General features: G+C 65.2%; 13 protein-coding genes. 12 read left to right on the forward strand and 1 reads right to left on the reverse strand.

The window, feature by feature from the left end:
* Nucleotides 1–75: 75 nt before the first annotated feature.
* Entirely contained in the window at nucleotides 76–480 is a 405-nt protein-coding gene (locus KHC27_RS05720) for a CopG family transcriptional regulator (RefSeq protein WP_246519681.1), read from the forward strand.
* Between the two features lie 48 nt (nucleotides 481–528).
* On the opposite strand, the gene KHC27_RS05725 is transcribed toward KHC27_RS05720, so the two are convergent.
* Entirely contained in the window at nucleotides 529–2,262 is a 1,734-nt protein-coding gene (locus tag KHC27_RS05725; protein WP_213336125.1) for a phospholipase D-like domain-containing protein, read from the reverse strand.
* Nucleotides 2,263–2,518: 256 nt separating this feature from the next.
* On the opposite strand from KHC27_RS05725, the gene trbB reads away from it, so the two are divergent.
* Genes trbB through KHC27_RS05780 form a run of 11 tightly spaced genes read left to right on the forward strand, consistent with a single transcriptional unit; the run spans nucleotide 2,519 to nucleotide 12,260 of the window.
* On the forward strand, nucleotides 2,519–3,535 hold the full coding sequence (gene trbB / locus KHC27_RS05730; protein ID WP_246519682.1) for a P-type conjugative transfer ATPase TrbB: 1,017 nt from the start codon (nucleotides 2,519–2,521) through the stop codon (nucleotides 3,533–3,535).
* Nucleotides 3,532–3,864: a TrbC/VirB2 family type IV secretion system protein gene (locus KHC27_RS05735; RefSeq protein WP_213336127.1), complete on the forward strand. Its 333-nt coding sequence runs from the start codon at nucleotides 3,532–3,534 to the stop codon at nucleotides 3,862–3,864. Before trbB ends, KHC27_RS05735 begins: the two co-directional genes overlap by 4 nt.
* A 38-nt stretch (nucleotides 3,865–3,902) precedes the next feature.
* Nucleotides 3,903–4,145 (forward strand): VirB3 family type IV secretion system protein, encoded by a 243-nt coding sequence (locus KHC27_RS05740; protein WP_425514859.1) that lies wholly within the window; start codon nucleotides 3,903–3,905, stop codon nucleotides 4,143–4,145.
* Between the two features lie 13 nt (nucleotides 4,146–4,158).
* Nucleotides 4,159–6,597, forward strand: coding sequence for a conjugal transfer protein TrbE (trbE, locus tag KHC27_RS05745; protein ID WP_213336132.1), 2,439 nt, complete (start codon nucleotides 4,159–4,161; stop codon nucleotides 6,595–6,597).
* Nucleotides 6,594–7,361 carry a P-type conjugative transfer protein TrbJ gene (gene trbJ / locus KHC27_RS05750; protein ID WP_213336134.1) on the forward strand — a complete coding sequence of 256 codons (768 nt, stop codon included), beginning with the start codon at nucleotides 6,594–6,596 and terminating at the stop codon, nucleotides 7,359–7,361. The genes trbE and trbJ overlap by 4 nt, the downstream gene beginning before the upstream one ends.
* A 17-nt stretch (nucleotides 7,362–7,378) precedes the next feature.
* Nucleotides 7,379–7,738 (forward strand): putative entry exclusion protein TrbK-alt, encoded by a 360-nt coding sequence (gene trbK-alt / locus KHC27_RS05755; RefSeq protein WP_213336136.1) that lies wholly within the window; start codon nucleotides 7,379–7,381, stop codon nucleotides 7,736–7,738.
* Nucleotides 7,739–7,740: 2 nt separating this feature from the next.
* A complete protein-coding gene (trbL, locus tag KHC27_RS05760; RefSeq protein ID WP_213336138.1) occupies nucleotides 7,741–9,045 on the forward strand; it encodes a P-type conjugative transfer protein TrbL in 1,305 nt (434 codons plus the stop codon).
* Nucleotides 9,045–9,728 (forward strand): conjugal transfer protein TrbF, encoded by a 684-nt coding sequence (trbF, locus tag KHC27_RS05765; protein ID WP_213336140.1) that lies wholly within the window; start codon nucleotides 9,045–9,047, stop codon nucleotides 9,726–9,728. The genes trbL and trbF overlap by 1 nt, the downstream gene beginning before the upstream one ends.
* The gene (gene trbG / locus KHC27_RS05770; RefSeq protein WP_213336142.1) at nucleotides 9,725–10,804 is read left to right on the forward strand and encodes a P-type conjugative transfer protein TrbG; all 1,080 of its coding nucleotides are present in this window, start codon (nucleotides 9,725–9,727) and stop codon (nucleotides 10,802–10,804) included. Before trbF ends, trbG begins: the two co-directional genes overlap by 4 nt.
* Nucleotides 10,801–12,036, forward strand: a complete 1,236-nt coding sequence (locus KHC27_RS05775; protein WP_213336144.1) for a TraB/TrbI/VirB10 family type IV secretion system protein — start codon at nucleotides 10,801–10,803, stop codon at nucleotides 12,034–12,036. Before trbG ends, KHC27_RS05775 begins: the two co-directional genes overlap by 4 nt.
* Nucleotides 12,033–12,260 (forward strand): DUF2274 domain-containing protein, encoded by a 228-nt coding sequence (locus KHC27_RS05780; RefSeq protein ID WP_213336146.1) that lies wholly within the window; start codon nucleotides 12,033–12,035, stop codon nucleotides 12,258–12,260. Before KHC27_RS05775 ends, KHC27_RS05780 begins: the two co-directional genes overlap by 4 nt.
* Nucleotides 12,261–12,607 lie beyond the last annotated feature (347 nt).

Here is a 12,607-nt window from a genome sequence, read left to right on the forward strand (position 1 = left end):
TGGGCCTATCCCACCAAGCCCACCCTCAGTAACGTGGCCTGAGGACGACGCTTACTCTATTTCGAGCCGGAGCTGTTGAAGAAGGTCGAGGCGCTAGCGCTGCGCCGCAACGTCTCCAAATCGGCTGTGATCGAGGCGGCCGTCGCGTCCTTTCTGTCGGCCGATGCCTCGGAGCGGTTGGAGGCGGTGTTCGCGCGGCGCATGGACAAGCTCGGCCGAAAGGTCGATGGGATGGACGAGGATCTTGCCATCCTCGGCGAAACGCTCTCGCTGTTCATCCGCTTCTGGCTGACCGTGACCCCGCCGCTGCCCGACAGTGCCCAGGCGTCGGCGCGCGCCAAGGGCGCGGAGCGGTTCGACGGATTCCTGCAATCGCTCGGGCGAAGGCTTGCGACAGGCGATCGGTTTCTGAAGGAACTGTCGCGGGACGTGGATGTGCGGCGCGATGGGAGGGCGGAACCAACTGCCGACAATCCATGACAATGATTGCGATCCAAGGGGAGCGACAGAAGGCATTTTCTCTATAGGTCAGCCAGCCGTGTCCGCTCCGAACCAGAAATCCAGTTCGCGCAGGCGACGCTTGTCGTAGGATTTCGTGGCATCGACGATCTGCCATTTGTCGTCATCGGCGAGGCCGGTCCAACGAGGCTTGCCGTCCTCTTTCTGAACGGATTGCCGCCAGCGATACTGCGCATGGATTTCCATGATCTTGCCGGCATATTGGCTGGCCAACCCACCGTTACCTTCGATGACAAGAAGATTTTCGTCATTAACGCCGCTCGCCTTCGGCCCCATGTTGTGCGAGCCGGTCATCACTACCGGTTTGTCGCCATAGGGGTCGATCACGATGACCTTGCTATGGACCATGGCGAAGGTCTGGGGAAGCCGAACCATCTCTTTCTTCCAGTATTTGAGCGGGCCGGGAATCGCCGCAGGCAGGAGCACATCGGCGTTTGCATCGATACGATCGCCGCGATTGAACAGCACGACCGGGTTCTTCTCCGTGCCGGGGTTCTGGTTGACCACGCCCTGGATGTAGAGGTCGGGTTTGAAGTTCGGGCTTCCCGGCGATGCCAGCTCGATGATGTCGTTGAGCAGCGTGCCGCGCGGCCCAGGATTGAACATCAGGAACAGGATGCCGTGCTGGGCCGCCGCGATCAGCGCACCGGCCTGGTCGAGATCGGCGCCGCCGCGCATGGGCGTGAACCAGAGTGTCGTGCCTTTGGGCTTGGCGCTCTTTCGTGGTGTACCGTTGCTTTCGTATAGCGTGTCCGGTGTGGCGTCGCCGGCGTCCGCCAACGCTTTCCACTGATCGAGGTAGAACTGCGCCAGCGAGGAATTTTCGATCAACACCGCGTTGTTCGCCTGGGTGCATAGACCTGTCTTGGTCCAGTTGGTGCTGCCAGTCCATACGGCTTGCGGCTTCTTGTCGGCGTCGCAGATCACCAGAAACTTGTTGTGCGCGAGCGCGCGGGGCGCGGTCATGCGGTTGCGCACGTCGCAGCCGCTGAGTGCGGTGCGTGCGTCGTCATTCTCGTCCTCGCCCTTCTTTTTCACCGCGCCATTGCCGAGCACGATATGGGCGCGCTTCTTGAGCGCTTTGAGCAATGGGATCAGTTCGGGATCGTCCAGCTCGAACAGAGCGGCATAGACGTGTGCCTTGGCTGCGGCCGCGTCTGTCAGCAGCGCGATGAGCTTGTCGCGGATCGGACCGGCGAGAAAGCCGCGAATACGGCTCTTAGGATCGGCGATCTCCTTTCTCAATGCCGTCGATGGGTTCTCGTTAGGCAGCAGTCGTGTCAGCCACTGGCTGGCCACGATGCCGCGATTGAAGAAGCAACTCGCCCGCCCATCGGTTTCAGCACCGATCGCCACAGGCTTGCTCCAGTCCGAGCCTTGATCGACGGCTTCCTGCATCGCCGCTTCGGGGCCGAGCATCGGCACGACGCGATAGGCGACCTCATCACCCGGACTGACTGCGAAGTCCGACCAGAGATACTTTTGGATTGGCCATTCCGTCGTCGGCTTGCGCGTGCCTTCCGGCACGTCCGGGCCGTCTGCAAAGCCCACCCAGCTTGCAACGATTTCCTCGACGAACCCGTCGGCATCTGCGACGCCGGTCGCATTCGGGCTGGGCGCGCTGCCTGCGGCGCGTCTGACCTTGCGTCGCAGCGCGAACCCCCGGCAATCGTTGATGAAGGGCACGCGCCAAGCCAGGAAGGCGCTGTCAACGCCCGGATGCACGATCAGTTCGATAGCCACTGTCCGCCCCCTTTTTAAAAAGAGTCTCCAGTATATCTTGCGAGTGCTTCAGAATTAAATCATCGACGGTCGAATCGGAAGCTGCATCGTAATCTCGGCACAGCACGCGGAATACAACACACTCCGCCGATTGCCGCCTTTTCTTCGCTATGGCCGTACGCAGATAGATACTTGTTGAATCGGCCCAACTTACGGCTCTTTTAATCATCCCCGTCCAGGGAGCGTCTGTGTCGTCCCCGGCAAGATCGGGGATCAGATGGCGGTATCGTACCAGAATTCGGAGAGCACGGCGCGCGGCGCGCGGATGCTGCGGACCGCGCTCGGTCCCGCCATTGCCCGGTTTCTGGAAGACCCGGCGATCGTCGAGGTGATGCTGAACCCGGATGGTCGCATCTGGATCGACCGGCTGTCGGAAGGATTGTCCGATACAGGTGAGCGAATGGCACCCGCCGATGGCGAGCGCATCGTGCGCTTGGTCGCTCATCATGTCGGTGCCGAGGTCCATTCCGGATGCCCTCGCGTTTCCGCCGAACTGCCGGAGACTGGCGAGCGGTTCGAGGGATTGCTGCCGCCGGTGGTCGCAGCACCTGCCTTCGCCATCCGCAAACCCGCCGTCGCAGTGTTCACGCTCGACGATTACGTCGCAGCCGGCATCATGACGGCGGGACAGGCCGAGGCACTGCGTTTGGCCGTGGCATCGCGCGCCAACATTCTCGTCGCCGGCGGCACCTCGACCGGCAAGACGACGCTGACAAACGCGCTGCTGGCCGAAGTGGCAAAGACCACTGACCGCGTCGTCATCATCGAGGATACGCGCGAACTGCAATGCGCCGCGCCCAATCTTGTCGCCATGCGCACAAAGGATGGCGTCGCTTCGTTGTCCGATCTCGTTCGCTCCAGCTTGCGCCTGCGCCCCGATCGCATCCCGGTTGGCGAGGTGCGCGGCCCGGAAGCGCTCGATCTCCTCAAGGCGTGGGGCACGGGACACCCCGGCGGCGTCGGCACCATCCATGCCGGCAGCGCCATCGGGAGCCTGCGCCGTCTGGAGCAGCTCATCCAGGAAGCCGTCGTCACCGTACCGCGCGCCCTGATCGCCGAGACCATCGATCTCGTCGCCGTGCTCGCCGGGCGCGGATTGCAGCGTCGCCTCGTCGAACTCGCCCGCGTCGAGGGCCTTGGCCCGGATGGCGACTACCGCGTCATGCCGGCCGCGAATGGCGTCGCCGATTTACCCACCCGTCTCAATCCCATCCCCACAGGAGATCACCCATGATCCGTTCCCTTCATCAGGTCCGCCGCCATCTGACCCTGGCGGCATCCATCGCCGTCATCAGCGTGATCATGGTGCCCGCCGCTCGTGCCTCCGGCTCGTCCATGCCCTGGGAGACTCCGCTGCAATCGATTCTGGAATCGATCGAAGGCCCCGTCGCCAAGATCATCGCGGTGATCGTCATCATTTCGACGGGCCTGGCGCTGGCCTTCGGTGACTCCTCCGGCGGCTTTCGCCGGCTGATCCAGATTGTCTTCGGCCTCTCCATCGCCTTCGCGGCCAGCTCGTTCTTCCTGTCGTTCTTCTCGTTCAGCGGCGGAGCGCTGGTCTGATGTCTGGCCGGGTTGATCCGTCCCGCGAGGTGCCGGGAATGTCGGTGCCGGTTCACCGGGCGCTGACCGAGCACATCCTGCTCGGCGGCGCACCGCGTGGCCTCGCCATCCTCAACGGCACACTCGCGGCGGCGCTCGGCCTGGGCTTGCGCCTTTGGCTGGTCGGTCTCGCGATCTGGGCGGTCGGTCATCTTGCTGCGGTGTGGGCGGCCAAACGCGATCCGATGTTCGTCGATGTGGTGCGCCGACATCTGCGCATCCCGGCTTTTCTTGGCGTCTGAGGGGGCCGATCTCATGATGAACCTCACCGAGTATCGCAACCGCAACACGCGTCTCGCCGATTTCCTGCCCTGGGCCGCGCTGGTCGGCTCCGGCGTCGTCCTCAACAAGGATGGCAGCTTCCAGCGCACCGCGCGGTTTCGTGGTCCCGATCTCGATTCGGCAGTGCCGGCCGAGCTGGTCGCCGTCGCAGGTCGCCTCAACAATGCGTTGCGCCGCCTGGGATCGGGTTGGGCGATCTTCGTCGAAGCCATGCGTCTGTCGGCGCAGCGTTATCCCGAAAGCCTGTTTCCCGATGCCGCCTCGGCGCTGGTCGATGCCGAACGCAAAGCGGATTTCGAGGAAGCGGGTGCACACTACGAATCCAGCTACTTCATGACCTTCGCCTTTCTGCCACCCGCAGAGGATGCCGCGCGCGCCGAAGGCTGGCTCTATGAGGGGCGCGATCGATCCGGCGTCGATGTCCACGAGGCTCTGCGCGGCTTCGTCGATCGCACCGACCGTATCCTGGCGCTGCTCGACGGTTTCATGCCCGAATGTCTCTGGCTCGATGACGGGGAGACGCTGACCTATCTCCATGCCTGCGCCTCGACCAAACGCCACCGCATCCGTGTGCCCGAGACGCCGATGTATCTCGACGCGCTCGTCGCCGATCAGCCGCTGACCGGTGGCCTCGAACCCCGTCTCGGTGATCAGCATCTGCGTGTGCTGACCATTACCGGGTTTCCGACCATGACGACGCCGGGGATCCTGGACGAGCTGAACCGGCTGGCCTTTCCCTATCGGTGGTCCACCCGCGCCATCCTGCTTGACAAGACAGATGCAACGAAGCTGCTGACGAAGATCCGTCGGCAATGGTTCGCCAAGCGCAAATCGATCGCCGCCATCCTCAAAGAGGTGATGACCAACGAGGCCTCGGTTCTGGTCGATACCGATGCCGCCAACAAGGCGGCCGATGCCGATCTGGCCTTGCAGGAACTCGGCGCCGACTATGCCGGCATGGCCTATGTCACCGCGACGGTGACGGTGTGGGACGATGACCCACGCATCGCAGCAGAAAAGCTGCGTCTCGTCGAGAAGGTCATCCAGGGTCGCGATTTCACCGCGATGCCAGAGACGATCAACGCGGTAGACGCCTGGCTCGGCTCGCTGCCCGGCCATGTCTACGCCAATGTCCGCCAACCGCCGATTTCCACGCTCAATCTCGCCCATATGATCCCGTTGTCGGCGGTCTGGGCCGGCGAGGTGCGCGACACCCATTTTGCAGCGCCGCCACTGCTCTATGGCAAGACCGAGGGCTCGACACCGTTCCGGTTTTCCCTGCACGTCGGCGATGTCGGCCATACGCTCGTCGTCGGCCCAACCGGTGCCGGCAAGTCGGTTCTGCTGGCGCTGATGGCGCTTCAGTTCCGACGTTATGCCTGCGCCCAGGTCTTTGCCTTCGATTTTGGCGGCTCGATCCGCGCCGCGGCGCTCGCCATGGGCGGCGACTGGCACGATCTCGGCGGCGGTCTGTCGGATGGAGCGGAAGATAGCGTTAGTCTCCAGCCGCTCGCCCGTATCCATGACGTGCCCGAGCGCGCCTGGTCGGCCGACTGGATTGTCGCGATTCTGACCCGCGAAGGCGTTGCCATCACCCCGGAGGTCAAGGAATACATCTGGACAGCGCTCACCTCGTTGGCGTCCGCACCCTTGGTCGAACGCACCATCACCGGCCTCTGCGTCCTCTTGCAGTCCAACGACCTCAAGCAGGCGCTGCGGCCTTACTGCGTCGGCGGCGCGCACGGTCGACTCCTTGACGCGGAAGCAGAACATCTCGGCTCCGCATCGGTCCAGGCGTTCGAGACCGAGGGGCTGATCGGCACCGAAGCGGCTCCCGCCGTTCTCGCCTATCTGTTCCACCGCATCGAGGATCGGCTCGACGGATCGCCGACCCTCATCATCATCGACGAAGGCTGGCTGGCGCTCGACGACGAGGGGTTTGCCGGCCAGCTTCGCGAATGGCTGAAGACGCTCAGGAAGAAGAACGCCTCCGTCATCTTCGCCACCCAGTCGCTCAGCGACATCGATGGCAGCGCAATCGCGCCGGCCATCATCGAGAGCTGCCCGACCCGGTTGTTGCTCCCCAACGAACGGGCGATCGAGCCGCAGATCACCGCCATCTATCGCCGTTTCGGTCTCAACGATCGCCAGATCGAGATCCTCGCCCGTGCCGTCCCGAAACGCGACTACTACTGCCAGTCGCGGCGTGGCAACCGGCTGTTCGAGCTGGGCCTCAGCGACGTGGCGCTGGCGCTCTGCGCCGCCTCGTCGAAGACCGATCAGACCGCCATTGCGGCGGTCGTCGCCGAGCACGGCCGGGCCGGCTTTCTGGGTCCGTGGTTGCGCCATCGCGGTCTCGCCTGGGCCACCGACCTCATTCCCAACCTCACCACAGTGGAGACCTTGCCATGACGCTTCGTCGTTGCCGTCGCCGTTCGTTCGGCGGCTTGTTTGCCGCATCCATCCTGTCCGTTCCCCTTGCGACATCGCCCCTGATCGTCGCACCGGCGCACGCCATCATCGTCTTCGACCCGACCAACTATGTGCAGAATGTCCTCCAGGCGGCGCGTGCGCTGGAGCAGATCACCAACCAGATCACCTCGCTCCAGAACGAAGCGCAGATGCTGATCAACCAGGCCCGCAATCTCGCGAACCTGCCGTACTCCTCGCTTCAACAGCTCCAGCAGTCGATCGCCAGGACGCAGGCGCTCCTCGCCCAGGCGCAGAACATCGCCTATGACGTCCAGAAGATCGATCAGGCGTTCAACACGACCTACGGCACGGCCTCGACCTCGACGAGCAGCGCCACGCTGATCGCCAATGCCAAAACCCGGTGGCAGAACTCGATCGCCGGCTTGCAGGACGCCATGCGCGTGCAGGCCACCGTCGTCGGCAATCTCGACACCAACCGCAGTCAGATGTCGGCGCTGGTGGGGGAGAGCCAGGCGGCGACCGGCGCGCTTCAGGCGACGCAGGCAGGCAACCAACTTCTCGCCCTTCAGGCCCAGCAACTCGCCGACCTCACCGCCGTCCTCGCCGCCAATGGCCGCGCGCAGGCACTCACCGACGCCGAACACGCCGCCGCCGCCGATCAGGGCCGCGAGCAGCGCCGCCGGTTTCTCACGCCGGGCACCGGCTATCAGGCCGGTTCGGCCAAGATGTTCTACGGCAATTGAGCGAGGGGACACGCGCCATGGACGGCAAGATGCTCGCCCGGATCGCCGCCGTCGTCTTCGTCGGCACCGCCGTCACCGCGACGGTGATCGAGCTGACCCGCAAGGATGCGCCACCGGCCTATCACGGCCCGGGCCTTGCGGCCACGACCCCGTCCGATCCACTGCGCACTGAACTCAGGCGCTGCCAACGCATCGGGGAAGCCGGGCGTAGCGATCCGGCCTGCCTCAACGCCTGGGCCGAAAGCCGTCTTCGCTTCCTCGGCCAAGCCGCCAATGAGACGCCGGCGCCCGGCGCGCCGTCGGCACCGAACGTGGGGGCGACCAAAGAGCCCACCACCGAGCCCTCGGATGGGCCAAACACCGTTGAGGCGCGCTGATCATGGGGGACACCGGGGTCATCGATCATTTCCTGGAGGTCTTCACTCGCTACATCGACAGCGGTTTCGGGCTGCTGTCGGGCGAGGTCGCCTTCATCGCCACGACGCTGATCGTCATCGACGTGACGCTGGCGGCACTCTTCTGGTCGTGGGGCGCGGACGACGACATCATCGCCCGCCTCGTCAAGAAGACCCTGTTCGTCGGTGTCTTCGCCTACATCATCGGCAACTGGAACACGCTCGCCCGCATCGTCTTCGAAAGTTTCGCCGGCCTCGGGCTGAAGGCGTCGGGGACCGGCTTCACCACCACCGATCTGTTGCGTCCCGGCAAGGTGGCGCAGACCGGCTTCGATGCGGCGCGGCCGCTGATCGAATCGATCTCCGACCTGATGGGCTTCGTCGCCTTCTTCGAGAATTTCATTCAGATCGCCTGCCTGCTGTTCGCCTGGGCCCTGGTGATGCTCGCCTTCTTCATCCTCGCCATCCAGCTCTTCGTGACGCTCATCGAGTTCAAGCTGACGACGCTCGCCGGCTTCGTGCTGATCCCCTTCGGCCTGTTCGGCAAATCCGCCTTCATGGCCGAACGGGTGCTCGGCAACATCATCTCGTCGGGCATCAAGGTGCTGGTGCTCGCCGTCATCATCGGCATCGGCTCGACGCTGTTTTCCGAATTCACCGCAGGCTTTGGCGGCGAGACCCCGACCATCGACCAGGCCATGGCGATCGTGCTGGCGGCCCTGTCGCTGCTCGGCCTCGGCATCTTCGGTCCCGGCATCGCCAGCGGCCTCGTCTCCGGTGGTCCGCAACTGGGTGCCGGTGCCGCCATCGGCACAGGTCTTGCCGCCGGCGGGATGGTCGCGGCCGGAGGGGCTGCGATCGGCGCGGTCGCTTCCGGTGGTGCCGCTCTCGCCGGAGGGGTCGCCGCTGCCGCCCGAGGTGGTGCGACGCTCGCGGGCGGGGCCACCGCCGCCTATCGCGCCGGCGGCGCTTCGGGTATCGCCAGCACCGGCGCATCCAAAGTGGGTGCCGCCATCGCCAGCCCGTTCAAGCGCGCCGCCGCGTCGATGAAGGATGGTTTTCAGGCCGGGGAGCGGGCCGTCACCGGCGAAGCCGCACCGGACAATGCCGCCGACGCTTCGTCGGCCTCCGCATCTTCTGCCGACAGCAGCGGTCCGCCCGCATGGGCCAAGCGCATGAAGCGCGGCCAACAAGCCTCCCACGGCATCCAGGCCGCCGCCCATGCCGTCAAATCCGGCGACAGCCACGGCGGCGGCTCTTCCGTCAACCTCTCCGAAAGCGACCGCTGATGTTCAAACGACCCGCCACCCACTACGGCAAGACGCCCGAGCCCGAGACACCCTATCAACGCGCCGCCCAAGCCTGGGACGAGCGCATCGGTTCGGCCCGTGTGCAGGCGAAGAACTGGCGCCTGATGGCCTTCGGATCGCTTGCCCTGTCGGCCGGATTGGCCGCCGCACTCGTCTGGCAATCCGCCTCCGGCTCGATCGTGCCCTGGGTGGTGCAGGTCGACAAGCTCGGGGCGACACAGGCGGTCGCGCCCGCCACCGCCGACTACCAGCCGACCGATCCCCAGACCGCCTGGCAGCTCGCCCGTTTCATCGAGCAGGTCCGCTCGATCCCCGCCGATCCGATCATCGTCCGGCAGAACTGGCTGCGCGCCTATGACTTCACGACGACCAGCGGAGCCCTGGCGCTCGGCGACTATGCCCGCGCCAACGATCCCTTCGCCAAGGTCGGCAAGATCCAGATCGCGGTCGACGTCTCCAGCGTCATCCGCGCCTCGCCGTCGAGCTTTCGCGTCGCATGGACCGAGCGCCGCTATCAGGACGGTTCGCTCGCCGATACCGCCCGCTGGACCGCTATCCTCACCATCGCCGTGCAGCCGCCGCGCGAGCCGGAAAAGCTCCGCGCCAATCCGCTCGGCATCTACGTCAACGCCATCAACTGGTCGAAGGAGCTTGGACAATGATCCGGCCGTCTCGTCTGACCGCCGGACATCCGGCGAACCGTATTCACGCCATGCCGCCAATGTGCGGAACCGGAAAGGCGGCTCGTCGTAAAGCCGCGTTCGCAGCTTTGCTGCTTTGCACGTCGGCGCTCGCCGGCTGCGCCACCGCGCAGAAGCCGCCCGAGATCTCCTATGACGATGTCGCGCCCGCTGTGCAGACGGTCGATCCGCCCGCGCCTGTCCGGGTGGTGGAACTGCCCAAGGTGCTGCCTCTGCCCGGTCAGTTGAAACCTGTGGGCAAGGACGGAAAGCCGATGCCGGAACTGGCGGACCCGGCGGCGCGTGTCAACGAGGCCAATGCCAGTGCCCGGATGCAGCCGGTCAGGAACGGCTTCATCAACGCCATCCAGATCTATCCCTTCGTCGATGGTGCGCTCTATCAAGTCTATACCGCGCCCGGGCAGATCACCGACATCGCCCTGCAGCCCGGCGAAACGCTGGTGGGTTCCGGTCCCGTTGCCGCCGGCGACACCGTGCGCTGGATCATCGGCGACACCGAAAGCGGCACGGGCGCAACGAAGCAGGTGCATATCCTCGTCAAGCCGACCCGGCCGGAGTTGATGTCCAATCTTGTGATCAACACCAATGCCCGTACCTATCACATGGAGCTGCGCTCGACCGAGAAGACCTACATGGCCTCGGTCTCCTGGCAATATCCGCAGGATCAGCTCATCGCGCTGCGCCGGCAGAACAGCCAGGCGGAAGCCGTTCAACCGGTGGCGACCGGCGTCAACCTCGCCAGTGTCAACTTCCGCTACGAGGTCACCGGCGATCCGGCACCATGGCGTCCCTTGCGCGCCTTCGACGACGGCAAACAGGTGTTCATCGAATTCCCGAAGGGGATTTCCCAGGGCGAGATGCCGCCGCTGTTCGTCGTCGGCCCCGAGGGCGACACCTCCGAACTGGTGAACTACCGGGTGCGCGGCAACTACATGATCGTCGATCGGCTGTTCGCCGCCGCCGAACTGCGCTTCGGGTCGGACAAGAACCAGAAGCGCGTGCGCGTCACTCGCACCGACGGAAGGCCGGCGTCATGAGCGCGATCGATCCGGGAACAAGAGCCGGTCGGGAGCCGGACGACAGCGACCGGCCGCTCACCGGAGAGCCGGCCACGCCGATGCGCCTTCGAGCTGAACCGCCGCGCGTCACCCGCCTGTCGCGCAAAGTGCTCGCCGGTCTCGGCGTGGTCGCCGGCCTCGGGATCGGCGGGGCGCTGATCTATGCGCTCCAGACCCGGGACGGTGGCAAGGGGCAGGAGCTTTATTCGACCGACAACCGCACGACGCCGGACGGCCTCAACAACCTGCCGAAGGATTATGCGGGCGTGCCGAAGCTCGGAGCCCCGTTGCCCGGCGATCTCGGCCGTCCCATCGTCAGCGCCCAGAACCGCGGCCAGCCGGTGCCGACGCCCACGATCGCCACGCCCAATTCCGGACTGACCCAGGAGGAGCAGCGCCGCCTTCAGGAAACCGAAGCCGCCCGTACCGCCCGGCTGTTCGCCGCGACCGAGACCCGCAATGTCTCCGCGCAGGCACCGGCACCCACCACGACCGCGAAACCGCAGACCCAGCCCGATCTCGCCAGCCTCGGTCTTAGTCCCCAACCGGCGACACCCACCGCCCAGGATCGCCAACTCTCCTTCCTCAACCAGACGCCGGATAAACGCACCGTCGCGCCTGATCGCGTTGCCGCACCAGCGTCGGTGAATGTGGTCCAGGCCGGCGCGGTCATCGCGGCCGCGCTGATCACCGGCATCCGCTCCGATCTGCCCGGCCAGATCACCGCCCAGGTCACCGAAAACATCTACGACAGCCCGACGGGAAAGATCCTGCTGATCCCGCAGGGCACGCGGCTGATCGGCCAGTACGACAATGGCGTCGGCTTCGGTCAGCGCCGCGTGCTGCTGGTCTGGAACCGCCTCATCATGCCGAACGGCCGCTCCATCGTGCTGGAGCGCCAGCCGGGCGCCGATGCCGAAGGTTATGCGGGCCTTGAGGATGGTGTCGATTATCACTGGGGCGAACTGTTCAAGGCGGCGGCGCTGTCCACCTTGCTCAGCATAGGTGCCAACACCGGATCGTCGAGCAATGAGAGCGGTCTCGTCAGCGCCATCCGCGACGGCGCCTCCGACAGCATCGGCCAGACCGGCCGGCAGATCGTCCAGCGCCAGCTCAACATCGCCCCGACGCTCACCATCCGGCCGGGTTTCCCGGTCAGGGTCATTGTGACAAGGGACTTGGTCCTCGAACCCTACGGAGCCACGCCATGACCAAGCTGAAACTCGGACCCATCGCCGACGACAAGCCGGTGAAGGTCACGGTGGATCTCCCGGCAAGCCTGCACCGGGATCTGGTCGAATATGGGCGGCTGCTTGCCGAATCCGGCCATTCACCCATCGAGCCGGCGAGACTGATCGTGCCCATGTTGGAGCGTTTCATTGGAACGGATCGGGGCTTCACAAAGGCGAGTCGGGGGCTTCGTGATGGAAAATAGCGCCCCTAAACAGCGACCTGTAGCGAATGTCGGTATCGGTAGCTGCGAGCCCCCGCAACCATCTCAAATTGCGATACCAGATCGCGCACATCAGCCGCCCCAACCGGGCGGCTTTTTTGCGTTCGCAAGTCCTGATGGTTGCGCCCTCCCGCAACCACCTCAACTTGCGAACCGGCCAAGTTCTGGCCGACGCCGGTCCCCGCAACCAAACTATCCATGATGCCATCGCCGTCCCCGCCGAACCGGGGGCGGCGATGGCGTTTTGGCGTCTGTTCGGGCCGCCGGCCGCTTATGCCCATCCCGCTCCGGCCCGCCGGTCGCCGCGCCCCTGCCCTGGCGCCGGGATC

Origin of the sequence: Ancylobacter lacus (assembly GCF_018390635.1) — a bacterium.
GTDB lineage: Bacteria > Pseudomonadota > Alphaproteobacteria > Rhizobiales > Xanthobacteraceae > Ancylobacter > Ancylobacter lacus.

What these genes read in the sequence shown, in the direction of transcription:
- KHC27_RS05735 (WP_213336127.1), top strand. Translation starts at nt 3,532, where the DNA reads ATGATCCGTTCCCTTCATCAGGTCCGCCGCCATCTGACCCTGGCGGCA.
- trbJ (WP_213336134.1), top strand. Translation starts at nt 6,594, where the DNA reads ATGACGCTTCGTCGTTGCCGTCGCCGTTCGTTCGGCGGCTTGTTTGCC.
- KHC27_RS05780 (WP_213336146.1), top strand. Translation starts at nt 12,033, where the DNA reads ATGACCAAGCTGAAACTCGGACCCATCGCCGACGACAAGCCGGTGAAG.
- trbB (WP_246519682.1), top strand. Translation starts at nt 2,519, where the DNA reads ATGGCGGTATCGTACCAGAATTCGGAGAGCACGGCGCGCGGCGCGCGG.
- KHC27_RS05775 (WP_213336144.1), top strand. Translation starts at nt 10,801, where the DNA reads ATGAGCGCGATCGATCCGGGAACAAGAGCCGGTCGGGAGCCGGACGAC.
- trbK-alt (WP_213336136.1), top strand. Translation starts at nt 7,379, where the DNA reads ATGGACGGCAAGATGCTCGCCCGGATCGCCGCCGTCGTCTTCGTCGGC.
- trbL (WP_213336138.1), top strand. Translation starts at nt 7,741, where the DNA reads ATGGGGGACACCGGGGTCATCGATCATTTCCTGGAGGTCTTCACTCGC.
- trbF (WP_213336140.1), top strand. Translation starts at nt 9,045, where the DNA reads ATGTTCAAACGACCCGCCACCCACTACGGCAAGACGCCCGAGCCCGAG.
- trbG (WP_213336142.1), top strand. Translation starts at nt 9,725, where the DNA reads ATGATCCGGCCGTCTCGTCTGACCGCCGGACATCCGGCGAACCGTATT.
- trbE (WP_213336132.1), top strand. Translation starts at nt 4,159, where the DNA reads ATGATGAACCTCACCGAGTATCGCAACCGCAACACGCGTCTCGCCGAT.
- KHC27_RS05740 (WP_425514859.1), top strand. Translation starts at nt 3,903, where the DNA reads ATGTCGGTGCCGGTTCACCGGGCGCTGACCGAGCACATCCTGCTCGGC.